The organism is Olsenella absiana (genome assembly GCF_036408855.1).
Classification (GTDB): Bacteria; Actinomycetota; Coriobacteriia; order Coriobacteriales; family Atopobiaceae; genus Olsenella_K; species Olsenella_K absiana.
Map to the genome: position 1 here is coordinate 100,332 of NZ_JAZGJQ010000005.1, position 25,414 is coordinate 125,745.

Genomic DNA, 25,414 nt, shown 5'->3' on the forward strand with positions numbered 1-25,414 from the left:
GGTCCTTCTCCTTGCCCCTACTTCTCCGGGGCGAGGGCGGCCTCGTCAGCCTGGAGCGACTGGCGGGCCTCGGCGAGCTGCTGGCGCACCGCCTCGGAGCCGGTGCCGCCGTAGGTGTTGCGCGCGTTCGCGATGCCGGCGGGATCGAGGTCACGGGCGACGTCGTCCTCGAAGAGGTCGCTCGCCGCCTTGAACTCCGCAGGCGTCAGGTCCTCGAGGCCCTTGTGGTGCTTCTCGCAGTACAGCACCAGCTGGCCGACGACGGCGTGGGCCTCGCGGAAGGGCATGCCCTTCTTGGCCAGGTAGTCCGCCACGTCGGTGGCGGAGGTGAAGCCCCTCTGCGCCTGGGCGAGCATCACATCCTCGTGGACGGTCATCGTCTCGAGCATGCCGGACGCGATCTCCATGCAGTCGGAGAGGGTGCGCACGGCGTCGAGCGGCCCCTCCTTGCACTCCTGCAGGTCCTTGTTGTAGGCGAGCGGAAGGCTCTTCATGGTGGTGAGCAGCGCCATGAGGTCACCGTAGACGCGGCCCGTCTTGCCGCGCGTGAGCTCGGCGAAGTCCGGGTTCTTCTTCTGGGGCATGATGCTCGAGCCCGTGGAGTAGGAGTCGGAGAGCGTGATGAAGCCGAACTCGGTGCTGCTCCAGAGCACGATCTCCTCGCAAAGGCGCGAGAGGTGCATCATGCTCACGCTGCAGGCGTACTCGAGGTCCAGCAGGTAGTCGCGGTCGCTCACCGCGTCGAGCGAGTTGGGGATCGCGTGGTCGAAGCCCAGGAGCTCCGTGGTGTAGGCGCGGTCGAGCGGGTAGGTCGTGCCGGCGAGCGCCGCGGCGCCGAGCGGGTTGGCGTCGGCTGCCTTGAGAGCCGCCTCGAGGCGGACGTAGTCGCGCTGGAACATCCAGTAGTACGCGAGGAGGTGGTGCGATAGGAGCACCGGCTGGGCGTGCTGCAGGTGGGTGTAGCCTGGGAGCACGACGCCGAGGTAGCGCTCTGCGCAGTCCACGAAGGTGCGGCGCAGCTCGACGTTGCCGCGCATGAGCTGCGCGGTGAGGTCCTTCGCGAGCAGGCGGATGTCAGTCGCCACCTGGTCGTTCCTGCTGCGGCCCGTGTGCAGGCGGGCGCCGGGCTGGCCGATCTGCGCCGTGAGGCGCGACTCGACGGCCATGTGGACGTCCTCGTCGTTCACGTCCCAGGGGAAGGTGCCGTCGGCGATCTGTTGCGCTATGTCCGCCAGGCCGCGGTCGATCGCCTGCTGGTCGGCGTCGGAGATGATGCCCTGCCGGGCCAGCATCCGGGCGTGCGCCCGCGAGCCCGCGACGTCTTGCTGCGCCATGTTCTTGTCGACCTCGAGCGAGGCGCCGAACTCCTGCGTGAACTGGTCGACGCCCTTCTCGAACCTGCCGCCCCAAAGTGCCATGTGATACCCCATCCTGTCGCCCCGCGCGCCGGTGCGCGCACGTCACCACTGTAACCAAAGGGACCCCACGGCGGCTGCCGCGAGGTCCCCTTCCCCATCGTCCGGCCTGGCGCCGCCCAGGCGGCGCGCTGCGCCTCCGCTACGCCGGCTGGTTGCCGCTCGCGGGGCCCTGGGCCTTGGACCAGGTGCTCGTCATCAGCGAGTGCAGGTCGATGAAGCCCTTGGAGGCCGTGCGGTCGAAGGTGTCGCCCTCGCCGTAGGTCGCAAGGCTCTCGTCGTAGAGGCTGTAGTCGCTCTTGATGCCGTCCATGAGCAGGCTGCCCTTGTAGAGCTTGAAGCGGACGGTGCCCGAGACGAACTTCTGCGTGTAGGCGTTGAACGCGTCGATGGCGTTGCGCACCTGGCTGAACCAGTAGCCGTAGTAGACCTGGCTAGCCCACTCCTGGTCCATGTGCTGCTTGAGCTTGAGGGTCTCGCGGTCGAGGGTGATCGACTCGAGCGCCTTGTGGGCCTCGATCAGCAGCATGGAGCCGGGGCACTCGTAGCACTCGCGGCTCTTGATGCCCACGACGCGGTCCTCGATCATGTCGATGCGCCCGTAGCCGTTGCGGCCGGCGATCTTGTTGGCCTCAATCACGAGCGGGAGGAGGTCCATCTTCTCGCCGTTGATCGCGGAGGGCACGCCCTGCTCGAAGGAGATCTCGACGAACTCGGGGGTGTCGGGGGCCTCGGTCGGGTCGACGGTCATCGTCCAGATGTCCGCAGGCGGCTGGTTCCAGGAGTCCTCGAGGACGCCGCACTCGATGGCGCGGCCCCAGAGGTTGTCATCGATGGAGTAGGGCTTCTTCTTGGTGACGGGGATGGGCACGTCATGCTGCGAGGCCCAGTCCATCTCGGACTCGCGCGTGGTGAGGTCCCACTCGCGGACCGGGGCGATGATCTTGAGGCTGGGGTCGAGCGCGTGGATGCAGGTCTCGAAGCGCACCTGGTCGTTGCCCTTGCCGGTGCAGCCGTGGGCAATCGTGGTGGCGCCGTACTGGTGGGCGATGTCCACGAGGTGCTTGGAGATGACCGGGCGCGAGAGGGCGGAGAGGAGCGGATAGACGCCCTCGTACTCGCCGTTGGCCTGGATGGCGCTCTTCACGATGGTGTTGCAGTACTCCTCGCGCATGTCGAGGGCCTCGGAGTGGATCGCGCCCATCTTGAGGGCCTTCTCCTTGACCCACTCGAGGTCCTTCTCGTCCTGGCCGACGTTGCCGCAGATGGCGATGACGTCGAGGTTCTTCTCGGTCTGCAGCCACCTGACGATGACGGAGGTGTCGAGACCACCGGAATACGCGAGGACTACCTTTTCCTTCTCAGCCATGATGCTCTCCTTATGGTTGGCTTCTTGCGAGGTTAATGACCTGCCGGCCAGGACGCTGGGCTTGCGCGCCCGCGGACGGGGCCGGGCCTTCTGCCTGACGAGAGGACCTCTACGGGGCCTCCCGACGCTCTCGGGTCCTTGTTGCAAGGGGGTGTTGCTTGCCAAGCGCGCCTCTGGGCGCGGGCGCAGCGTCGCCGCTGGTGCGGCCTATCGTCGCTGCGAGATGCGGATGGCGCGGCGTCGCAGGGAGACCTCGTTCGCGTTGGCGTGGAGCATGTTCGCGAACATACGCTTCATGGCGTGGCCTCCTCAAAAGCGAGTGGCGTGTGCTCTTGCACACGGCTGCAGCTTGCACGTCTGCCCTCTGGCTCCGTGCCTTTCCGTGCCCTGCATCATAGGCCGAATCGCCATCACGCGACCGGGAATCCCTTTATTCGCCGCCAACCGAAACATGCAGGATACATTCGTGCGAGAAGGACGGGGAGCCGCGGGGATCGTGCGCGCGGCGGGCGTGCATCTCCTGTGTTCGCGACCGTCACGTCCAGCCATGCCTTATTGCAGATAACGTTGCAGACATAGCAAAGCAGGCCAGAGCGGCTAGCGCCCTGACCTGCGTGTTCTCTGGTGCGCCCTGTGGGCCTCGAACCCACGACCTTGGGATTAAAAGTCCCCTGCTCTACCAACTGAGCTAAGGGCGCGCGCTTGTGATTCTATCACGCCACCCTGGCAACCACCTGGCCCGAAGCCAGGCCGGCAGGCGGGGCGCCCCTACGCACCCCAGGCCCAGGTGCCGTCGACGAACACGGGTACCTCCTCGCCCTCGGGCGTCACGCCCGTCACGCTGAGGTCGTCGGTGCCGATCATGAAGTCGACGTGCGTGTGGCTCTGGTTCACGCCGTGCGCGAGGAGCTCCTCCTTCGACATGTCGAGGCCGCCGGCGAGGCACTCGGGAAAGCCCATGCCCAGGGCGAGGTGGCAGCTCGCGTTCTCGTCGTAGAGCGTGTCGTAGAACAGGATGCCGCTCTGGCGGATGGGCGTATCCTTGGCGATGAGCGCGCACTCGCCGAGGCGACAGGCGTTCTCGTCCGTGTCCACGATCTGCTTGAGCACCTCGTAGCCGCCCTTTGCCCCGTACTCCACCACGCGACCGCCCTCGAAGCGCAGCCAGAAGTCTCGGACGATCTGACCGGCGTGCACCAGGGGCATGGCGGAGAAGACGATCCCGTCCGCGCGGGTGCGGTCAGGCGTGGTGAAGACCTCCTCGGTCGGGATGTTGGGGAAGTAGCTCACGCCGTCGACCGTGGTCGCCGCGCCTCCCTCCCAGATGCCGCCGCGGTTGAGCCCGACCGTGAGGTCGGTGCCGTTCGAGGCGCGATAGTGCAGCCTGTCGAAGGCGTAGCCGTTGAGCAGCGACTTGTTCCTCTCGAAGGTCGCGTTGTGCGCGTCCCACTCAGCCTCCGGGTCGGTGCCGGAGGACCTGGCGACGCACAGGATCTCCCTCCAGAGCCTGAGCTGGGCCTCGTCGGCGTCGAGGTCGGGGAAGACCGTCTTGGCCCAGGCGGCGATGGGGACGCCGGCTATGCACCAGGTGTTGCGGCCGAAGTCGAGGCCGGAGCGGAACGCCTTGCACTCGCTGTTGCGGGCGCGCGAGGCCGCAGCGGGCTTCGCCGGGTCGACGCCTGCGAGGGCCGAGGGATCCTGGCCCTCGAGGAAGAGGAAGGCAGCCCCCGCCTCGGCGAGTGAGTCGAGCTGCTCGCGCTTCCACGAGGGGGTGTGGCGGAAGTACTCGAGGCCGACGTTCTGGTAGGTCAGGCGCGTGATCTCGTCGTCCGCCCACAGGACGGTCACGTGGCTCGCGCCGGCCTCGTAGGCCGCACGGGTCACCTTGCGCGCGAAGTCGGCGCGCTCGACGGGGGCGGTGAGCACGAGCTCCTGGCCAGGCTGCAGGGCGACACCCCTCCTCACGATGAGGCGGGCGTATCGGTCGAGCTGGAGCTGGAGCCCCTCCCCCTCGCCGGCGGGCGGCTCTTCTCGCTGGATTGTGGTCATGGCGCTTCCTTTCGGTCGGGCGCGCGGCCGATCCGCACTCCCAGGCCTGGAGATCTTCCCAACAGAAAAGGCCCCCGAAGGGGCCTGTAGGTGCTCTGGAGCGGGCAACGGGATTCGAACCCGCGGATGACGGCTTGGGAAGCCGTTGCCTTACCACTTGGCGATGCCCGCATGTAGAAGGGATTCTAGCACACAATCACGTGGTCGGTACGAGATTTGGAAACCCGCACAGAAAGGAGCCGGGCAGGCGCGGCCCGCGCGCGGAGAAGGACGCGGGGCAGGCGGCGGGCCGCATTGCGGCCCGCCCGTACCCTACGACCTGCGAATGAACTCGCAGATCAGGCGGGCAACCGAGGACACCTGCTTCGGGTCGACGTTCATCGGCACGTCGTTCTCCGTGTGGGAGAGGGCGGGCAGGCCGTTCTCGTCCATGCCCATGACGGTGATGGCCCGGACGCGGGCGCGCATGGCGCAGGTCGCGTCGGTCTCCTCCCAGCCGTAGTCGATCTTCTCCACGGGTATCTGGAGGTCGGACGCGGTCTGCGTGAGGAGGCGCGAGCTCCTGCGGTCCGCGCGCCGCCCCTCGTCGTAGCCCTCGTTGGTGAGCGTGACGAGCTGGCCGGCGCCGATGCTGTCGAGGTTGACGAGGAAGGCGCCGCGCAGGTCGCGACGGAAGTTGGCGACGAAGGACCGCGCGCCGGCGTGGTCCATCTCGGATCCTCCGACGCAGACGAACCAGATGTCGTGCGCGATGAGGTAGTCGTCCCCGAGGCCAAGGATGGCGTCCTGGAGGTCGCCCTCGTCGACTGCAGAGGGCGCGTCCTCGGCAGGCGCGTCCTCGGCACCTACGGCCTGGTCGTCCACGGCGCTCTGTGCGGGCGCCGCGTCGGGGGCGGCAGAGTCGTCGACGGACGCCGCTGCGCCAGCGTTGTCATCTGGGGCCATGACGTCCTGCTCGCGCAGGTCAGACCTGAGCGCAGCCCCTCCCTTCCAGCCATGCAGCGGCGAGGTGGGGTCGTCGGTGGTGGCGTCGTACTCCGCGGTGGCTCCGAGGTCGGCCGCGGGTCCCTCCGCCACGGCGTCAGCGGAGTCCCCGAGATCCCCCTCGTCCTCGTAGTCCTTGGAGCCGGACAAAGGGTCGCTCGTGCGGGACGAGACGTCCGGAAGGTCGAAGAGGGCGGCGCGGCGGGCGATGTTGGGGGTGGTCGAAGGCGGCTCGTAGGTGGACTTGCCCCAGTTCGGGTCATCGATCGGGCGCGGGGCGGGTCGCGAGGGAACGGTCTCCTCGTCCTCGTCGAGATCGAGGTCGGTGAGGGTGTCGAGACCGGAGGTGTCCTTGGGAAGGATGTCGTCGCCCTCCCCTTCCTCGCCGAGCTCGAGATAGCTCACGCGGCCGTCAAGCTCCTCGCGGATGACGTCCCCATCGTGGCGGGCGTCTTCATCGCGGCTTGCGCCCGCCTCACGCTCGGGGCACTCGCCTCCCGCCTTCGCGGCCGCAGCGCGTCCCTCGGGGTCCCGGGGATTGGCGTCAGGTGAGTCGACCGGCTCCCCAGCCTCTTCCGGAAGGTCGGCATAGCCGTCCTCAAGGGACTCGTCCTCGTAGTCCGCGTCCGCGTAGTCGGAGTCGTAGTCGTCGTAGCCCGCCTCTTCGGGCTCGTCCGCGTGATACCCGTCGCCGGGCACGTAGCCGTCATCGCAGGAGGCGACCGCCTCCCGATCGGGGGCTGCGTCGCCTGTGGCAGCGGAGTCTGCGCCCTCCGCAGGGCCGCCGCTGCGCGCGAGGCGCTGGCGCAGCCGCGAGAAGGCTCCCCGGACGCGGTCGGAGAAGCTGGTCTTCTCGGCCCCGTCGTCCGTCCCCACCTGCTCGTACTGGGCGTCGGAGTAGTCCAGGCCCTCGCCGTTCTCCTCCACGTCGTAGGCCTCGTCGTCGAAAGGCGCGCCCTCGTCGTAGGGGACGTCCTCGGCATACGCGTCTCCGGCATACGAGTCCTCGGAAAGGGAAGCGTCCGCGGACCCGTATTCGACGTCAGCCTCTGCGGGCATCTTGAAGGCTGCGGTGTCCCCGGGCAGGACCTCCGCGCCCTCCTTGGAGAGGTCGACGACGTCCTCGGGCTCCTCGGCGGGGCGCTCCGGGTCCTCGACGGCCGGCTGATCCCAGTCGAGATCGGCCGCCGCGACCACGCCCTCAGGCTCCTTCTCCTCCGAGGAGCCCGGCTCTGCGTCTGCGTAATCCTCCTCGACAAGGACCTCCGCCTCTACCTCGTGCGCCTCGTCCTGGACGACGCGCACCGACTCGGGTCGGGGCTGTCTGCGGGTCGCTCGGCTCGCGGTGACCTGCTCCGCCTCGGAGGGGGACTGGGTCGTTATGGCCTGCTCGTCGCGACCTTCGGGGGCCGAGAGGGACGTGCGCTCGTCACGAACGTCGGAGTCGTCAACGCGGATGGGGTCCGGGATGGCGGCCGGGGCCTCGGGTGCGACGGAGACGACCTCGACGTCCTTCTCGGCCGCGTCTTCGACCTCCGCCGGGGCGACTGGTGCGACGGCGGTCGCCTCGTCGTCCGTCTGTGCCGGCTCTACGGCCACGCCCTCGACCGGGGCGAGGTCGGCCTCCTCGAGGGGCGCATCCTCCTCCACGACGTTCTGAGGCATGTCGTCGGGGGTTAGCGGGAGAAGGGCCTCGTCTGGCGCCACCCTCTTCTCGCTCGCGAAGGAGGCGCCTGCGGGACGATCGAGCTCGTCGAGATCATCGAGCTCGTCGCCCTCGTACTTCGCCTCGAACTCGCTGTAATCTACCGATTCGCCGTCGGTGAGGTCCTTGCCGCGGCGAATCGCGATGGGATCGCCGTCGCCGCGATGGAAGAGGCCCTTGATGCGCGAGAGGAGCCTCTTGCCCGTTCCGCGCACCGCATCAGACGCCTTCCCGGGCATCCCGGCGGACGGGGCGGGCTCTGTCTCCTCGGCATACAGCTCGCCATACGCGTCCTTCTCCGCGACTTGCGCACCTTGGCCGTCGCTGGCCATCGCATCGTCGGGCCATTGGCCCGCGACGTCCTGCACCTCCTGCTCGTCCACGGGACCGTAGCCATCGGAATCCGTCGCCGCCGAGTCGCCGGCGTCGTAGCCCTGGTCCGCATAGGAGGCGGCGCCCTCCTGCTCCGCGGTCTGGTCGTAGGGCGTCTCGTCGTACGGCTGCTCCCCCTCTGCGTAGGCCTCCTCGTCGTAGCTCGCATAGGTGTTCTCTTCGGCCTGCGGCTGCTGGACGAATCCCTGCTCGTGGCCGAGGTCGGCCGCCTCGGTCTGGTACTGCTCCGGCGCCGACGCCTCTGCCGCCGCCACCTCGTCTCCGGCGTCGCCGGAGACGTTGATCTGCCTTGGGGCCTCGTACACGATCTCGCAGTCGGCCGGGAGCATGCCGAGCGACTCGAGGACCTCCCTGCCGTGGCGGACTCCGCGGACCTCCTCGTAGACGGGCTGGGGCTTAGGGGCGGGCTCGGACGCGCGACGGACGTACGGCTTGCCCTCGATGGTTGCGTCGACGCGGTCCTCTCCGGGACGCACCTTCGCGAGCACGGCCATGAGCGCGGCGACGGACGACTTGTTGTCGTTGGACCCGGTGGTGTATGCGCCGAAGTTCTCGATGATCGCCGCCACCGCCACGACGACGATCGGAAGCGAGGCTACGAGGGCGACGACCCAGACGAAGAGGCGCACGGCGGATGGAACGAAGCCAAGTACCTGGAAGAGCGACCCGATTGCGGCGACGCAGGTGCTCGGGAAGGCGGCGCGCTTCAAGAACGACTGGTAGCGAGCGAGGGAGCTCGAGTACAGGACGTTCTGTCGCGGGGTGTCGTAGTGCGCGAGGATGACGATCGGGCGCGCACCCTTGACGACCTTGTCGCCCGTCGCGTGGTGGACCGCGACGACGTTCTGGCTCCGTCTCGCGGGACCGAGGTTCTCGAACACGTTCCTCCCGAAGTGCCTCATGGCGAGAAGGACGGCGCAGACCAGGGCGAGCAGGAAGGCGATGACCTTGGGAGCGCCGTTCGCCACGCCGCACACCAGAAGCGCGAGGAAGAGCACGAGGGAAACGACCTGCGGCATGAGCCTGCCGAGGGGATGGGTGTCGAACTCCTGGATCGACGGTTCGAGGCCGTGGTCCTTCATCACCTCGACGATGGTCTCGGCGGCCTGGAACTCCTCTTGGCTGTTTGCGGGAGCGATACCAATCTCGTCATCGAGATAGTCCATGTAATCGCGCGTCTTGGCCATATTGGTTTTCCTTACCTGGAATTCGTGGGTACCTCTTTGGTGCAGCGGTTCGTCGCATTCGTTTCTTGAGTATACGTCTAGCAGGTTGCGTCTGCCCTGCTGGGGCCCGGCGGGGCGACAGGGCTCGGCTGCAGGCAGGCCCCTTCGCGTCAGGCGGGAGAGGCGGGCGCATCTTCGCCAACGGGATACGGATCCCTCGGACGCGACCGATTATGAGACGACTTCGACCATGAGACTGCTTCCGAACAGATGTATTCTGTCCAGCGTCCTGCGGTTCCCCAGCGCCCGTTTGCCCGTGGGGCGGCGCACGCGGGCCATTCGCACGGCTCCGGCGGTCAAATTGCTCCCTGCGGTACATCTCACGCTTGCAATACCGCATACATACATATGTAGCATCGCCTGTAATACCGCTCGTCATGCAGTGTAAGACATTGTGTTTTCCAGTATTAGCACAGGTATACCTAGGTTTCGCGCATTGGGGGTTGCTAACGTGCAAGAATCAGACATGATGGTCAAGGTAAACGAGACGGACCTTGAGGCCCAGCGTATTCTCGCGATCGCAATCGCCCTCATCAACGCCAAGAGGCCGCTTCCGACATCGTACTTCTATGACAACTTCTATCCCGGACGTGACGACGAGGTGAGGAGAAAGTCCTTCCAAAGGGACCGCTATCGCCTGGCTCGCTGCGGCCTCGTCGTCAAAAGGGACGTCTCCGCGGGCGCAGCCGCCTGGGCGATTGACAGGACCTCCCTTGCGCAGCCGAACGCCCTGACTCCGACCGAGGCCCTTACCATCGATGTGGCACTTCTCCCCTTCGCCTCGGAACCAAGCTTCCCCTACGCCGAAGACCTTCGCATGGCGCTCTCGAAGATCGACAGGTCCTTCTCGGAGGTGACCGTCGCACGCCTCCACCAGCGCGCGTGCAGGCGCTCGAGGGCACAGGAGCTGGTCGAGCGGTGCCTCTCGGCCCGCCATGCCCTACGCATTACCTACGTGAAGGCAGACGACACCCAGGTCGAGCGCACGGTTGGCGTATGCGGGCTCTTCTCTCTAAGGGGCGTCTCGTATATGGTCGCCGTCCGACTCGAGACCGGTCAGGAGGCCACGCCTGCGCACACCTACAACATCGACCGGATCGTGAAGGCGTCTGAGCTTTCAAGGCTTACGTATGACATACCTTCGGACTTCGAGGTGCGCGACTATATCAAGCTACCCTTCCAGATCGGGCACGAGAACTACCTCGCGCGTTTCAGGATCCCAAAGCAGCTTCTGCATGAGTTCCGTTCGGAGACGAGAGGACGGGGTGACTTCGAGGAGATCGTTCGTCCCAACACGGGCGTTGCGTCAAGTTCGAAGGACGGCATCACGAACGCTAGTGAGAACTCGCCGCAAGCATCTGGGCCTCTTACTAGTAATACGGATGCAGTCTCAGGTCACTCGCGTCCGTCATCCACGCTAATGCAGAGTGAGCACATCACTAATACCGATGTCATTTGGAGTATTACGGTTTGCGACACCTCCGCAGCCGCCTCCTGGGCCATCGCCGAGGGCATACGTCCGATAGAGCCCGCCAATCTCGTCATGGAGTGGAGAGACGCGCTCGAGCGCGGCCTCGCGACTGAAGTCGTGCCCCCTCTGCATGCGAGCCCGAAGGGCTCCGCCCCTTCTGTCGCCGAGACGAAGTGGACCCTCCCCTACGACAAACGCAGCAACGCCGTCAGCTCGCGCGGGAGGCGGTCAGGTCTTCAGGAGGCGCGCAGGCTTGTCGCCCTGCTCGGTGCGCTGAGCGAGGATGGCGACTCCATTTCTGCCGCGGCAATCTCCTCCAGGCTTGGCATCGAGATGCCCGAGGCCAAGAAGCTCCTCGAGCTCGTCTCTAGTGCCGGAGGCGAGGATGGCAACTATCTCTCCCTCTACGCCGAAGAAGGTCAAGCTCGACTCACCCTTATGGAGTTCGCGGGAACCCTACGTGGCCTTCCCCTCAGACTAACTGAGGATGAGACCGTGGCACTTCATGCCGCCTTCGAGGCTCTCGGTACGAAGGCGGATGACCCGCTTCGGATTAAGGTCGAGAGCTCATACGCCTCCCCCTCGATCAGTCCTGAGGAAGTGAGGCGCTCGCTGTCACTGGCTTCCTCCGACCAAGACGAGTCTGTAGTGAGGCTTTGCTCCCAGGCCCTCGCCGAGGGATACGGACTCACCTTCTCCTATCAGGGCACCTGTGACGCCGAGGCACGGCACCGGGAGGTCAAGCCCCTTTGCTTGCGCAGGAGCGGGGACTCGTGGTACCTAGACGCCCTGGACCTTGCGCTCAAGCAGGAACGTACGTTTCGTACTGACAGGATGACAGATGTGATTTCTCGAGAGAAGGACGCCGAGTTCGTAAGCCAGGACGCCAGCACAGACCCTAACCCGGCATGCGTCAAGACTCGCTTGGCTGCACCCGAAACCAACCATGCGGATTCCCCGGTGCGCTCCGCAGCCGACGCCTGTCCGCAACGCGAGGTGGGACTGCGCTTCTCCGATCCGAGGTACCTCTCGCTTTTCACGTGGCCTGGGCTCACGCCTGTCGTCAGCAAACGACGAGGCATTACCGACGGGTGCGACGGAACGGAGGAGGGTGCGACCTTCGACGCAAGAATACTGTATTACGGCAATGGTCGCCCCTGGCTCGCACGTCACGTCGCGGCTTGCCGTGGCACCGTCGCTACCGACGACAGGGAGCTAGCACAGGAGGTTCGGCAATACATCTCAAGCTTGTTGGGCGAGTAGCGCAGGTTGGATCTGACGTCACGTATTACGAGTCAGTTCCCCTCCCTGACTGACACGTAGGTTTCGTCTTACAAGAACGCCATACGTAACAAATTCTGCTACGTATGGCGTTATGGGTTTTAGCTGCGTTAATACGTATTATCCCGCATAATTTCACATGCATTCTTTATTATCAAAATACATCTCAGCGCAGCTGTGACAAACGTGTCAAGCGCCTTACAACGTTCTGCCTACGCATGTCGTATCGTAATACCATCTCGTAAGACCCAGTTAGCGTGTCGACTCATGCGTAGTACGCCACATTCGAATGTATTTGCCAACGTTTTCGGTCTCGAGGCGTTGGATGTTATGCGATGGCAGAGAATTGATGAAGTCACAGCCATACCTCTTCGTCACAAGCCGTGAATCCGCGAGCACCAATACACCCGTATCTCCTGCCGTCCTGATCAGCCTGCCGGCAGCCTGCTTGACAGAGAGAACCGCGTCGGGAAGGGAGTACCGCCACCACGCACGATCCTCCCTCAGCTCCCGCTCCTTCACGAGGGGATCCTGCGGGCTCGCAAACGGTAGCTTGGGAATCACGACGCAACGCAAGGTATCGCCCGCGGCGTCGAATCCCTCCCAAAAGGACTTCAGTGCCATGAGCGAGAGCCGCTTCTCCGCGAGGAACCTCTCCCGGAGCTGACGTGGGGATGATCCCCGCTCCTGGCACACCACTTCAAGGCCAGCCTCCTCCAGACGTGGCTTGAGGTCCGCATAGACCCGCTCCATCTCGCGCCTGTTGGTGAAAAGCGTGAGCACAGAGCCTTCCATTGACGTGTGCACGTCAAAGAGCAGGTCGGTCAATGCCGCCAGGTAAGATTTATCCTGCGGCGCGGGGAGGTCCTGGGCAAGAATGACCGACATGTGGTTGTCAAAGTCATAGCTGCTGTCCAACTGCAGATCCTTGTACTTCTCGGCCTGAAGCCGATCGAAGCCCACCGCGTGGTTGAAGTGGTTGAAGCTCTTTCCGACGGCCATCGTCGCGGACGTGAAGATAACGCTCTCCATCTCGGGCATCCAGCGCTCCGCCAGGTCTGCCCCGATATCCAGCTTCTCCGCCACCAGCTTCTCCTGGCCGATCCGCTTTCTCTGTCGATAGAGCTCAGCTGAGTAGACCATGTTGTCCTGAGGCGCGACGACGATGTCCTTGATTGCGTCCGTCATCTCTGAGATGCCGCGCGTTGCCTCACCCAAGCCATCAGCAAGCTGGGGGTCTACCTCCGCAAGCGACTCGCGAGCCTCATCGAGACACTTGCTCGTCTCCGAGAGCTTCTCCACCGCTTCCGTCGAGGCGCTGACCACAGACTGCCACTCCTCGCTCTCCCTGACCCTCTCGTCAATCCAAAGCGTCACGTTCTCATATCCGCCAGTACGATCCGCAAGCCCCACCAATCCATGGATCGCCTCATACAGACTTGCTGTGGCGGTGGAGGCGCGCGCCGCGGATGCGGCGGCCTTCGTGAGGAGTCCGACAGCGAGTGTGGACCCCTCTCTTCCAGCCATCGACACCAGGAGGGCATGAAGCGTTCCCGTCTTGCTCCCACCCAGGCGCTCGAAGGTCTCACGCGTCTTCTCGGCAGACAGCTCCTCCGCCCATTGGCGCCGAGCCTCTGACTCGAACCCGTGCGCCTCGTCGATAATCCAATGTCGTATGGGAGGGAGAATGGCGTTGTCCGCCGCAACGTTTCGTAGGAGAAGCGAGTGGTTCGTCACGACGATGTCGGCAGATGCGGCGCGTCGGCGCGCGCCATGGATGAAGCACTCCTTCGGGTAGAAGGGGCATCTGTTATGGATGCAGTCCGAAGGGCCGATGGTCAGCATACTGCGTGGGACGAAACGCCAACGGATACCCAACGCGTCGAGATCCCCCTCGAGAACCTGCGAGGAATAGGCATAAGTGACCGCTATGGCCGTCAGCATGTCCGAGCCCACGGCGTTCTCCGAACGGTAGCCCATGTCGACCTGCGAAAGGGGCAGTTCGCCGGATGCGGCTCGCTCGAGCCTCAGGAGACAGGGGTAGTGGTCGTAGCCCTTCAGAGCACAGAAGCTCACGCCGTCAGGGAGGACCGCATCGAGAGCTGGCAGCTCATGAGCGACAAGCTGGTCCGTCAGGGCATTCGTCTTCGTCGCGACGCCGACGGTCACGTTGTTCCTCTGTGCGAACTCGATTGCAGGCAGCAGGTACGCCATGGACTTGCCGACGCCGGTCCCCGCCTCGATGGCCCTGTGGGTCGAGGTCCCCAAGGCCTCACGGACCTCCTGGGCCATCGCAACCTGCTCCGGCCTCGACTCGAAGTCGTGGTACATGCGTGACACGACGCCATCGCCCGCAAACGCAGCGTCCATCTCGTCGCGGGAGGGCAGGTCGTAGGGATCGAGCCTCTCTGCCGCATCATCCTTGCTGCAATCGCGGGCGGACATGGTCAGGCGCGCTCGGACCTCCTTGAGCGAGAAGGACGCCCCCTCGGTCTCCAATGCGAGATGCGAGAAGATCGGACGGTAGGCCCAGTCAATCTCAGGATGCAGGTCTGCGAGTCTCCCCAGAAGACCTGTCGGCAAGGCCGCAAGACCACAGAGGATGACGCGCCACATTCCACAGAGCGCATCGACGTCGTCCATCGCGCGATGCGTCACCGAGTCGCAGTGGAAGGCCTGCGCCATATCCGAAAGCCTATGCGACTTCAGGCACGGAAGGGCAATCCTGGACAGTGCGAGGGTGTCGATCCAGTTGTCGGATACCTCCTTGCCTCCGGGGACCTTCTCGACGAAGGTTCGGTCGAAGATGGCGTTGTGCGCAAGGACGGGCACTCCCCCGACGAACTCCGCCAGGCCTGCCACGGCCTCCTCGGCGCCGGGGGCATCTACCACGTCTGACTCTTTGATGTTCGTGAGCGCCTGAATCTGGGGAGGAATGCGTCCCTCCGGCTTAACGAAGGTGTGGTACCTCTCCACGACTTCGCGGCCTGAGAGTCGTGCGGCGGCGATTTCTATCAACTCGCAGTTCTTGAAGGAGAGTCCCGTCGTCTCGGTGTCGAGAACGACGACGTCCTCTTCGAGAAGACCGAAGTCGTAGGTCTTCGCACGCTCCTCGAGGCTCTCATAGATGCTCCTGATCGGGCTCGGTGTTGTGGGAAGAAGGAGGGAGCCGAGCGTTACGCCCTGGCTCCCCTTTTCTTCGCGCTTATCGGTGTGAGGCATATGTCTCCGATGTATGTCGACGTATGACGAACGTCTTATCGTGTAGTACTTACACGATACGTCAAGCGAGTCGCTAGTCCTCCTCGTCGGTCTTGGCGGAAGGCTCGTCCCCAGCCTTCTCCTCAAGCGCGAGCTCGATGAACCTCTTGCAGAGGTCAGGGAACTCGATGCCGCCGTGCCTGGCGGAATCGGGAAGCAGGCTTGCTGGGGTCATACCAGGAATGGTGTTGGTCTCGAGGATGACCGGCGTGCCATCCTCCGTGACAATGAAGTCGCTCCTCGAGCACCCCCGACAGCCGAGCGCCTCGTGTGCCTTGACGGCATACTTCTGCGCCTTCGCATAGACGCCCGACTCGAGGCGGGCGGGAATGACGTGGTGCAGCGAGGAGGGCTCGTACTTCACCTTGAGGTCGTAGAAGTCTGCGCCGGTCACGATCTCGACGATCGGGAGGGCCTGCGGGTCATCGTTGCCGATGACAGGAACGGTGATCTCCGTTCCTACGACGCACGTCTCCACGAGCACGTTGTCGCCCTCCTCACGCGCCTTCTCGATGGCGGCGTCGAGCTGGGCGCGCTCGGTGACCTTGGTGATGCCATAGCTAGAGCCATTGCAGGCAGGCTTCACGAAGAGGGGAAGACCGTACTTCTCGACTATCTCATCGAGAAGCTCCTCGGTCAGTTCGTCGTCCGCCTCGATGTCGACGCCCTCAGGAGTCGGGATGCCCGCGTTGCGGTACATGACCTTCGCAGCGTCCTTCTCAGTCGCCAGTGCAGAGGCCAGCACGCCCGAGAACGTATAAGGCATATGCATTATCTCGCAGAGCCCCTGGACGCAACCATCCTCACCATAGCGGCCATGCATGGCGATGAAGGCTACGTCGAATCCGCCGTTGGAGAAGTCCGAGAGGAAGCTGTCGGAGGCGACGTCGAGAAGCTCGACGGACTCGAAGCCGGCCTCGTGCAGTGCGGTCTCGACCGCACGGCCAGTCTCGAGGGAGATCTCTCGCTCGTCAGACCATCCGCCAGCGAGGACAGCCACCTTGTATCGTGTAACGTCCGTGCTTGACATGTCATGACTCCTTGAGCGCAACACGTGTGCGCTAGACTCGTTTACATGATTACCTGCGAAAACAGGATACTCCTCGTTTTGGTACACAAATAGACAAGGGCAAAATAACATGACGACAGTAGACGACAACAAGCCGTCCCAGCCGACCGTGCGCCGCAAGCGCGACCTCCATTCGATGAGCCATGGCGAGATCGTCGAGCTCGTCGCCGAGCTTGGGCAGCCCAAGTTCCGCGTCAAGCAGATCGAGGAATGGGTCTGGGAGAAGAACGCAAGCTCCTTCGACGACATGACCAACCTCCCCAAGACCCTGAGGCAGAAGCTCGGCGAGGTCGCCTCCCTCGGTGGCGTGGAGGAGGTTGCCGCCCAGACCTCCATTGATGGCAGCAAGAAGTACCTCCTTCGCTTCCCGGATTCGACTGCCGTGGAGTGCGTCGGCATGCCCACGAAGAACCGTCTTGCCGTCTGTGCGTCGACCCAGGCGGGCTGCGCCATGGGGTGCGCCTTCTGTGCTACTGGTGCCGCTGGGCTCACCCGCTCCCTCACCGCAGGAGAGATCTACGAGCAGGTCATGCACGTCCGCGACGACTTCAACACCCGTGTGACATCTGTCGTACTCATGGGTCAGGGCGAACCGTTCATGAACTACGACAACACGCTCGAGGCCCTACGTCGCCTCAACTCCCCTGATGGGGCGGGCATCGGCGCTCGTCACCTCACCGTGTCGACCTGTGGAGTCATTCCGATGATCCTTCGCTTCGCAAAGGAGCCCGAGCAGTTCACCCTGGCCGTCTCCCTGCACTCTGCGGTGCAGAGGACCCGTGACTACCTCATGCCCGGCGTCAAGAAGTACTCGTTGATGCATCTGTATGACGCCATGGGCGAATACGTCGACAAGACGGGGCGTAGGCCCACGTACGAGTACGCTCTCATCAAGGACATCAACGATAGTGACGAGGAGCTTCAGTACCTCTGTGACTTCTGTCGCGGAACCCTGGCGCACGTGAACATCATCAAGCTAAACGCAATCCCTCACTCCAAGTTCCAGCCCTCTACCGACGAGCGGGCCGACGAGTTCGTACGACGGCTCGCCAACGTCGGCGTGGAGGCAACCGTCCGCAACTCGCGTGGCGCAGACATCGACGCCGCCTGTGGTCAGCTTAGCCAGAAGGTACTGCGTTCGTAAGACGGGGCGTTCTTCGGACCGCACCTCCCTTTGGCTCGACGGTAAAGCCCGGTCACAGTCGTACTACAAACGAAGCGAACAACACCGCGAGGCCGACTTTCAGTCGACCTCGCGGTGTTTCACGTGAAACGTCGATTAGCATCTACGTCGCATCATCCGTACCACGGAGAAGCGCGGCTGGCCCTGTAGCCAGCCGCGCTTAAAACGTTCGCATCATGGGCGTCTTTGTTGGAGGTCAGTATCCGAGCGTCTCCCACTGCCGAATGGTCGCTTCCCTATTGCTGTGGTCTGCCGGAGAGGGGTGTACCATCTGGTCGACGTACGGCCTGACCGCCTCTACGATCTCATGAGCCCGAGACTTTGCTTCAGCAAACCTGGTCTCGAGCTCAACCTTCTTCTCGGCAGGTATCGCATACGTATATGCCAGGTACCCCACACCCGCCATGGCCACCGATACCGCCATCGTCCTACCAATTGCCTTGATGCCCACTGTTGACACCTCCGTCATACCGTCCAAGCCCTAAACCGCTTAACTACTCGTCCTTATCGAACCCCGAATCCCCCTCCGCAGAAGTAAGGAGTGAGATGAGTGCCGACAGCTGACCTTCGTCCTCGAACTGAATCTCAAGCTTGTTCTTGCCCCGCACCCGACGCACGGCGACCGGCAGTTTCAGCACGTCGCGCAGTCTCCGTTCGGCGATAGCGTAGGCCGCGGGTCTAACCTTCCTGGTCTCGGTCTCTTTCTCTCCCTCGCTCGCCTGGACAGAAATCCACGAAGCAAGCTTTTCTGTCTGACGAACCGAGAGCCCCTCTCGCACGACCCTCTCTGCCAGACTCATGCGATTCTCCTCCCCGTCGACCGAGAGGATCGCACGAGCATGACCAGGCGTGAGCTTCCCAGCCCGTAGCAACTCCTGGATTCCCTCGGGCAGTTCGAGCAGCCGTAGGGAATTCGCAATGGAGGAACGCGAACGAGAGATCAGGTCCGCGAGGTCCTGCTGCCTCAACCCATTTTCTTCGATAAGCCTGTGATAGCCCATCGCGGTCTCGATGGGGTTGAGATCTTCTCGCTGTAGGTTCTCGATCAGGGCAATCTTGAGCATGTCCTCATCGCTGACATCCCTCACGATTGCGGGCACTGTCATGAGTCCTGCCCGTCGTGATGCTTGATAGCGTCTTTCACCCGCCACTATTTCATATCCGTCGACATGCCTGCGCACGACGATAGGCTGGATGAGGCCGTTCTGACGAATCGAATCCGCAAGCTCGTCAAGAGCCGCATCGTCGAAGAGCTTGCGCGGCTGGTTTGGGTTCACCCGGATCTCATCGAGTGGAATCTCCGCCTGGCCAGCCTCGAGCGTGCCGACCTCTCCAGCAGTCTCTCCCAGCAGCGACTCGAGGCCCCGTCCAAGACCGCTGTGCTTAGCCACGTCGTACCACCTCTTTCGCCAGCTTCCCATACGCCAGGGCACCACGGCTCATGCGAGAGTAGTGGTTGATCGGGAGTCCGTGGCTAGGCGCCTCCGAGAGCTTTACGTTGCGTGGAATGACGGTCTTGAAGACCTTCTTACCAAAGTACGTCTGCACCTCGTCCACGACCTGTTTTGAGAGGGTCGTCCTGGCGTCAAACATGGTCATAAGGACGCCGAAGATCTCAAGATCGGGATTCAGGCGTGACTTAACCATCTTCATCGACTCGAGGAGCTTGGTCAGCCCCTCGAGCGCATAGAACTCACATTGAATCGGAATGAGCAGAGAGTCGGCGGCTACGAGAGCGTCTAGCGTCAGCACCCCGAGCGATGGAGGACAGTCGATGAAGATGTAGTCAAACTCGTCGCGCACTGGTGCTATCAGGCGCTTGAGGACCGTCTCCCTGTCCTCCATCGTCACAAGCTCGATCTCAGCACCAGCAAGCGAGATTGTCGATGGAGCGATGAAGACCGTTGGCTCGATGGTATCGAGGATGACGTCCTGGAGACCGCAGCGACCGGAAAGCGCGTCATAGACGTCTCCATGAAGGCTTTCTTTCTCGATTCCAAAGCCACTCGTCGCGTTGCCCTGCGGGTCGAAGTCTATGACGAGGACCTTCTTCTTTGATTCTCCGAGCGCGGCGGAGAGGTTGACCGCAGTCGTAGACTTCCCGACTCCACCCTTCTGGTTGATGATGGCGATTACCTGGGAGTCTCGTTGCGGTAGCGCCCTCTTGGTCCCTGTGTATCCCACGTCTTCCTCCCCTGTTCGCTTCGCATCATGGCTATCGGATGCTCTACTTTACACGCTCGAAGAGCCCGAGTTCCAGAACGAGATGCTTGTCACTTTCTGCCGGCACGGCCGCGATTTCATGCCTAACACGTGCAAGTATCACCACGTATCGGGACAACAAAGGCGCCCTCATCGCCCACGCCGCGCGAAAATGTTTCACGTGAATCACGTATCCTAAGGAAGCATGACGTTGACACCGTCCCACGGTCAGGTCGACCGTGACTCAGCGTATCGACTCCTAAACAGGAGCTTCCCGCCCCTATCCCTTGATTCGCGCCACATTACGGGAACTCGAACCATGCTCGTCAGCATGGTGGGTATGGAGGCATGATCTTGTCGATATTCGGCCACCCCTTAGTCCGATGCCCTGAAGAGGCGACCACCCTAGTTTGATACTTCTAGGACGCGGCAGGTCATCTCGTGACCGTCCCCAGGCTTCCTCAACCTATTGCCAATCCATGGGCAGCCTAGGCAACGTAGAGTGTGGGAGGATGGGAGCACACGCGAATCGTGCCAACCGGCACGTTCCACATTCCTGTTTCACGTGAAACACGCTCACGTGCGTGCTCGGGAGAAGGCCAGCCGACACCTCAGGGGCTCAGTGGAGACGGTCTAGCCGGCCTCCTGACGATCAGCACATGGCCTCTGTACCCAGGCTGAGCTTGAGAACTCACGAACTGCATGGGTAACGCGCCTCTCATGAGGAGGACGCTCTGCATGCGAGCTAATGCGGAGCGTCCCCTAGACACCAAGCGGCTGATGGCTTGCCATCCCAGTCTTGCGAGGTAGCTTTACCTTCGGGCTTCCGACCCTTCTGTAGGTGAGAACCTCCCTGTGACCCAGGCCCTCCGGCAGCTCATACTCGTCAAGGGCAACCGGCCGAAGCCCGCATATCGCCGCCGCCTTGTTTCCGGCGAGAATCTCGTCCTCATCGGGCCTCGCCTTGGCGATGACCAGCAGTCCGTCCTTACAGAGAAAAGGTGTGGCATATTCGACAAGCACATTCACTTGTGCGACGGCGCGCGCGACCACGGCCGCATAAGCCCCCTTCTGTACCTTTGCGAGCTCCTCAACGCGGACGTGCCGGGCCTCGACCTGCTCAGCGAGGCCGAGCTCGTCGATGAAGCCCCGTACGGCGTTCACCTTCTTACCAACGGAGTCTACGAGCACTCCTCGCCTGCCCGTGACCACAGCGAGCGGAAGGCCGGGGTAGCCCGCCCCGGTACCTATGTCCAGGAAGGCCCCCTCTGGTGCCTCGTCAAGCCTGGAGGCAAGGAGAAGCGAGTCAAGGATGTGCAGGATGAGCGCGTCACGATCGTCCACGATTCTCGTCAGGTTGACTACCTTGTTCTTTTCCTCCACGAGGCACAGGTGTCCGACGAGCTTCTCGGCCTGATCTCGAGTCAAGGATATGCCGTAGCCACTCGCAGCGTCCGCGAGCTTCTCGATCCCCTCTTCCAGGTCCATGCGACCCCCTATCCCACGAGCGGACAACGTAGCTAAGCGCTATCCGAGGATACCAAGTTGTCGGAGGCACAACGGTCCCCGCCCCTCGAGGCGCCACAAGAACGACGTGCCTTAGATTGCCGACGCATAGAAAGGGCCCCGGCATGTCCTCGCGAAGGCTTCGGACTGCCAGGGGCCCACGTACGGTTCTGAGAAGAGCTACCGCGGCGAGAAGCTACTTGACCGGGGTGATAACTACGTAACGGTCAGGGTCCTCCCCCTCGGAATGCGTCGCCACCTCGTCATCGTCCACAAGCGCAATGTGCACGAGCCTGCGCTCGTAGGCGTTCATCGGCGCCAGGGAGACTGCGCTCCCCTGCCGCTTCGCACGGGCGGCGGCAGAGAGCGCGATGGTGCGGACCTTATCCTTGCGACGGCTCTTATAGCCTTCGATGTCTACGACGACGGGGTAGTGGAACTTGAGGTTGCTGCTCATCAGGGAGGAGAGGACCATCTGCAGCGCATCGAGCGTGCGGCCGTGGCGCCCGATGAGGACCGCGAGGTTCCCGCCGTTGATGTCGAGTATGAGCTCGCCCTCGTCGCCGTCGTACTCGTCGATGGACGACTTGTCCTCGCCGAAGAACCCGAGGATGTCCCTCAGGTATCCGACCGCGACATCCGCGATCTTGTCCGTCTCTTCCTCGGTCAGCTCCTTGGTCGCCGCATAGTGCTCGCGAATCTCAGCAAAGGCGTCGTCGGCCGCAGCCTCCGTCGTCTCCTGTGCCCCTTCGCTCACCGAGGAGGTGATGCCCTCGTCCTCCATGTGTTACCTCCAGGATTCAAATTCAAGGGGCATGACGCAACATGCACGCCATGCCCCACCTTGCATTCTCTGCCGTACCCTACTTCTTCTTGCGGGGGCGCGCCTTACGCTCCTTGCGGACCACGTCGACCTTGACCGCATCCGCCGCGAGCTTCGCCTCGGTCTCAGCCTTAACCTTCTCGGTGACGCGCTTGGTCACGATCTGCTGCTGGACGACCTGCCAGACGGCGGAGGTCACGTAGTAGATCAGGACGCCGGAGTTGATGCTCCACGCGAACCAGAGAATGAAGACCGACATGACGCCACCCATGATCAGGGACTGCCTCGCCTGCTCGGAGTCCGAGTTCTGGCGAGACTGGAGCACCATGGGGATGAAGGTGAGGACGCCATCGAGAATCACGAGGGCGAGGTAGGGCAGCGCAGCGGCCCAACCGTTAGTCGCCATGACGTTGGCCGGGGACTGTCCGAGCTCGATGAAGCCGTAAAGCGTCGCGTCTACGGGAATGTGATCGCGGGTTACGCTGAAGAGCGCAAAGAAGACCGGCATCTGGAGGATGAGGGGCAGGCAACCACCGAGCGGGTTGAACTTGTTCTCGGCGTAGAACTTCTGCAGCTCCTCAGACTGCCTCTGAGGGTCATCGGCGTAGCGCTGCTGAATCTCCATGAGCTTCGGCTGGAGCGCCTGCATCTTCGCGGAGGAGGCGGTAGACCTCGTCATGAGGGGCATGATGAGGATCCGGATGATCACCGTCAGGATGACGATGGCGAGACCCCAGTCTCCGCAGATGCCCTGCAGTCCGGCGAGGATGCCGCTCAGGAAGTTAATAAACCAATCCCACATGGTGTCCGAGCCACTCTTTCTCTAGGGAACGGGATCATATCCACCGCGGTGAAAGGGGTTGCACCTCAGGATCCTCCTAAGGGCGAGCCATGTACCCTTCGCCGCCCCGTACTTCGAAATCGCCTCTATCGCGTACTGGGAGCAAGTCGGCGAGTAGATGCACGAGTCCGGGAGAATAGGTGAAATAAAGCGCTGGTACCCACGTATCAGGAGCATGAAGGCCCTTGCGACAAAACCCTTGCCGTCAGTCCCCATCGCATCTCACGCCCGCCTTGCGGAGGAGCTGAGAGAGCGCATAAGCAACCTCGACGGATGACGCTCCGTGTGTTGCCTTTGTTGCAAACATGATTATGCTCGCATCCTCTGACGGAAGGCCACACTCGTACGCCGCCGCACGTAGAACCCTTTTGCACCTGTTCCTGAAAACCGCATTGCCAAGCCTCTTAGGTGCAACAAAGGCGACTTTGTTCAAGCCGCCTTCGCTCACCCTGAGAACTGTTATGCGTACAAGCCGATGGTTATAGCGCCTACCACCAGAGAAGACCCTCTCAAATTCCTTCTTGGATTTGATGGTCTCCATTTGGTTCCTAAACGGTGAGCTTCTTGCGGCCCTTGGCGCGGCGGCGGGCGAGGACCAGACGGCCGCCCTTGGTAGCCATGCGAGCACGGAAGCCGTGGGTCTTAGCGCGCTTCCTCTTGTTGGGCTGATACGTACGCTTCATCTCGAATCCTCCTGGGATAATACCAATGTCCAGTTCTGAGCCCTCAGATTGTATGGGCCACCTGAGGCCGCTGTCAATTTCAACTGGGCAATTCTGCAAACTCTACTCATAGTACGCGAAAGTCGGGCGCCTTGGCAAAGGTAGTCTCGTGAATCACAAAGTATGCGCCGAGCCCTGCAGAGATCCAGCGGCCCGAGCTCCGTAGTGCGCAAGCCGGAGGCCAAACCATCCGAGGGCCCGTCGGCGCGGGGTTCACCTCCTCCGAGCCGCTCATATCACCAGGCGCCCGCCGCGGAAAGCTCCCGTGAAGGATTCTTTCACCCGTGCGCCCGTGAAAGAAATCTTTGCCCTAGAGTTGAATAGACTTGCCGCCTGACAAGGTAATTTCTCGTCCGGTGGTAGAATCTTTCAGCCCGACACGTTCGATTCAACGCACTTATCGACATTCTTTCACCCACTGTTGAAAACTTTCTTCCACTGAAATTTTCTTCTGAAAGGTTTTCTTCATTCGTTGAACGAATGTCGAAAAGTACCAAGCACGCAAAGGAGGCGGTGATGGCCAGGCCGTTCTACCCGTTCGTCGACAACGATCCCGATGGCGCGGGCGATCCCGCCACGCCACCGACCCAGGGCGGCGGCGAGCAGACGGGCGCGGGCGCGGCGCCGGCTCGGGCTGGCGCTTTCGCGCCCGGGGCCGGACCCGCCCCCGAAGCGCCGGGAGGCGGGGCGAGGCGCGCCCTCACCGCGAGCGAGGTGGACTTCCCCGCCCGCATCGCGGTCTACGACGACGCCGCGGCCGCGCCCCGCGTTGTCATCGTCGACCCCAAGGACGTCCGCTCCTACCTCGAGGAGATCACGAAGCAGGTCACGAGCCTCTCCCACGAGCAGGGCGGCACCATCCCCTTCACCGTCATCCGAGAGATCGTCGAGAACTTCATCCACGCCTACTTCATCGAGCCGACCATCTCGATCCTGGACTCCGGCAACACGATCAGGTTCTCCGACCAGGGCCCCGGCATCAAGGAGAAGGACCGCGCGCTCGAGTACGGCACCAGCTCCGCGACCGAGGAGATGAAGCGCTACATCCGCGGCGTCGGCTCGGGCCTCCCCTACGTCCAGCAGTACATGGAGGACAAGGGCGGCTCGCTGACCGTCGAGGACAACATCTCCCAGGGGACCGTCGTCACCATCTCAACCAAGCCTCGCGGCGACCACGGTGGCGCGCAGGCGGGCGCGCTCGCTCCGCAGGCGCCCGGTCAGCAAGGCCAGCCGGGCGAGCAGGCGGCGGGCGAGATGGGCTTCTCGCCCTATCCGTACCAGCCGGCGCCGGGCTACCCCTCCCAGCCCGCCGCGGGAGCCTACCCCTTTGGCCAGCAGCCGGCTGCGGCCGCGGGGAACCAGGGCGGCTGGCCGCCTCAGGGATGGAACCAGGCAGGCGGTGCGCAGCAGCCCTGGGGCCAGCAGCCGTATCCGCAGGCCGGATACCCACAGCCAGGGTATCCGCAGGCGGGATACCCGCAGGGGGACTACCGGCAGCCGGGCTACCCCCAGGCCACCTACCCGCAGGGCGCCTACCCACAGCCGGGATACCCCCAGCCTGCTGGCGACGCGCCCGAGCCCGCCCCGGCCCAGGCTCCCTACCAGCAGCGCCAGGCGTCCCCGGCGCCCGGTGCGGAGGTGCCCCCGTCACCCGCCACCCCGGCGGCGGCCGGCCCGGACCCCTTCTCGTGGGTCAGACTCACCGCACGCGGGCGCGCCGCCCTCGCCTACCTCGCTCACAACGGGTCCGTCGGCCCGAGCGACCTCCAGAGGGCCTACGGCGAGTCGCAGCCCACCTGGACGCGCGAGCTCAAGCAACTCGAGGAGGACGGCCTGATCAAGAAGGACGGCCAGAAGAGGCGCCTCACGGGGATGGGGCGGGCCTTCGTCGAGAGCCACCCCCTCGCCTAGGCT

Annotated in this window: 18 protein-coding genes and 2 tRNA genes; 3 read left to right on the forward strand and 17 right to left on the reverse strand. The window is 63.4% G+C overall.

Annotated elements, in window-relative coordinates:
• Positions 1–17 precede the first annotated feature (17 nt).
• The 6 genes from argH to VXJ25_RS06095 all read right to left on the reverse strand — a co-directional run bounded on the left by argH (position 18) and on the right by VXJ25_RS06095 (position 9,081).
• Positions 18–1,418, reverse strand: coding sequence for an argininosuccinate lyase (gene argH, locus VXJ25_RS06070; RefSeq protein ID WP_330958318.1), 1,401 nt, complete (start codon positions 1,416–1,418; stop codon positions 18–20).
• Positions 1,419–1,557: 139 nt separating this feature from the next.
• Positions 1,558–2,784, reverse strand: a complete 1,227-nt coding sequence (locus tag VXJ25_RS06075) for an argininosuccinate synthase (protein ID WP_330958319.1) — start codon at positions 2,782–2,784, stop codon at positions 1,558–1,560.
• A 622-nt stretch (positions 2,785–3,406) separates the two neighbouring features.
• Positions 3,407–3,482 (reverse strand) — tRNA-Lys (locus VXJ25_RS06080).
• Between the two features lie 70 nt (positions 3,483–3,552).
• Positions 3,553–4,833 (reverse strand): aminopeptidase, encoded by a 1,281-nt coding sequence (locus tag VXJ25_RS06085; RefSeq protein ID WP_330958320.1) that lies wholly within the window; start codon positions 4,831–4,833, stop codon positions 3,553–3,555.
• A gap of 96 nt (positions 4,834–4,929) precedes the next feature.
• Positions 4,930–5,004 (reverse strand) — tRNA-Gly (locus VXJ25_RS06090).
• A 141-nt stretch (positions 5,005–5,145) separates the two neighbouring features.
• A complete protein-coding gene (locus tag VXJ25_RS06095) occupies positions 5,146–9,081 on the reverse strand; it encodes a M28 family peptidase (protein ID WP_330958321.1) in 3,936 nt (1,311 codons plus the stop codon).
• Between the two features lie 526 nt (positions 9,082–9,607).
• Here VXJ25_RS06095 and VXJ25_RS06100 point away from each other — a divergent pair.
• Entirely contained in the window at positions 9,608–11,875 is a 2,268-nt protein-coding gene (locus VXJ25_RS06100) for a helix-turn-helix transcriptional regulator (RefSeq protein ID WP_330958322.1), read from the forward strand.
• Positions 11,876–12,145: 270 nt separating this feature from the next.
• On the opposite strand, the gene VXJ25_RS06105 is transcribed toward VXJ25_RS06100, so the two are convergent.
• Both VXJ25_RS06105 and VXJ25_RS06110 read right to left on the reverse strand, forming a co-directional pair.
• Positions 12,146–15,115 carry a helicase C-terminal domain-containing protein gene (locus VXJ25_RS06105; RefSeq protein WP_330958323.1) on the reverse strand — a complete coding sequence of 990 codons (2,970 nt, stop codon included), beginning with the start codon at positions 15,113–15,115 and terminating at the stop codon, positions 12,146–12,148.
• 73 nt (positions 15,116–15,188) lie between these two features.
• The gene (locus VXJ25_RS06110) at positions 15,189–16,184 is read right to left on the reverse strand and encodes a D-alanine--D-alanine ligase family protein (protein ID WP_330958324.1); all 996 of its coding nucleotides are present in this window, start codon (positions 16,182–16,184) and stop codon (positions 15,189–15,191) included.
• Positions 16,185–16,293: 109 nt separating this feature from the next.
• Here VXJ25_RS06110 and rlmN point away from each other — a divergent pair, with 109 nt between their 5' ends.
• Positions 16,294–17,367 carry a 23S rRNA (adenine(2503)-C(2))-methyltransferase RlmN gene (gene rlmN, locus VXJ25_RS06115; protein WP_330958325.1) on the forward strand — a complete coding sequence of 358 codons (1,074 nt, stop codon included), beginning with the start codon at positions 16,294–16,296 and terminating at the stop codon, positions 17,365–17,367.
• Positions 17,368–17,602: 235 nt separating this feature from the next.
• Here the strand turns inward: rlmN and VXJ25_RS06120 are convergent, their stop codons facing one another.
• From VXJ25_RS06120 to rpmH, 9 genes are all read right to left on the reverse strand, one after another.
• Positions 17,603–17,857: a hypothetical protein gene (locus VXJ25_RS06120; protein WP_330958326.1), complete on the reverse strand. Its 255-nt coding sequence runs from the start codon at positions 17,855–17,857 to the stop codon at positions 17,603–17,605.
• Positions 17,858–17,900: 43 nt separating this feature from the next.
• Positions 17,901–18,797, reverse strand: a complete 897-nt coding sequence (locus tag VXJ25_RS06125; protein WP_330958327.1) for a ParB/RepB/Spo0J family partition protein — start codon at positions 18,795–18,797, stop codon at positions 17,901–17,903.
• Positions 18,790–19,590, reverse strand: coding sequence for a ParA family protein (locus VXJ25_RS06130; RefSeq protein WP_330958328.1), 801 nt, complete (start codon positions 19,588–19,590; stop codon positions 18,790–18,792). Before VXJ25_RS06130 ends, VXJ25_RS06125 begins: the two co-directional genes overlap by 8 nt.
• Before the next feature lie 780 nt (positions 19,591–20,370).
• The gene (gene rsmG / locus VXJ25_RS06135; RefSeq protein ID WP_330958329.1) at positions 20,371–21,096 is read right to left on the reverse strand and encodes a 16S rRNA (guanine(527)-N(7))-methyltransferase RsmG; all 726 of its coding nucleotides are present in this window, start codon (positions 21,094–21,096) and stop codon (positions 20,371–20,373) included.
• Between the two features lie 214 nt (positions 21,097–21,310).
• A complete protein-coding gene (locus VXJ25_RS06140; RefSeq protein WP_330958330.1) occupies positions 21,311–21,898 on the reverse strand; it encodes a Jag family protein in 588 nt (195 codons plus the stop codon).
• 79 nt (positions 21,899–21,977) lie between these two features.
• On the reverse strand, positions 21,978–22,739 hold the full coding sequence (locus VXJ25_RS06145; RefSeq protein WP_330958331.1) for a YidC/Oxa1 family membrane protein insertase: 762 nt from the start codon (positions 22,737–22,739) through the stop codon (positions 21,978–21,980).
• A gap of 21 nt (positions 22,740–22,760) precedes the next feature.
• Entirely contained in the window at positions 22,761–22,994 is a 234-nt protein-coding gene (gene yidD / locus VXJ25_RS06150) for a membrane protein insertion efficiency factor YidD (RefSeq protein WP_330958332.1), read from the reverse strand.
• Complete coding sequence (gene rnpA, locus VXJ25_RS06155; protein WP_330958333.1) at positions 22,984–23,319, reverse strand: ribonuclease P protein component; 336 nt, start codon at positions 23,317–23,319, stop codon at positions 22,984–22,986. The genes yidD and rnpA overlap by 11 nt, the downstream gene beginning before the upstream one ends.
• Positions 23,320–23,326: 7 nt before the next feature.
• Positions 23,327–23,461: a 50S ribosomal protein L34 gene (gene rpmH / locus VXJ25_RS06160; RefSeq protein WP_330958334.1), complete on the reverse strand. Its 135-nt coding sequence runs from the start codon at positions 23,459–23,461 to the stop codon at positions 23,327–23,329.
• Positions 23,462–24,016: 555 nt separating this feature from the next.
• On the opposite strand from rpmH, the gene VXJ25_RS06165 reads away from it, so the two are divergent.
• Positions 24,017–25,411 (forward strand): ATP-binding protein, encoded by a 1,395-nt coding sequence (locus VXJ25_RS06165; RefSeq protein WP_330958335.1) that lies wholly within the window; start codon positions 24,017–24,019, stop codon positions 25,409–25,411.
• Positions 25,412–25,414 lie beyond the last annotated feature (3 nt).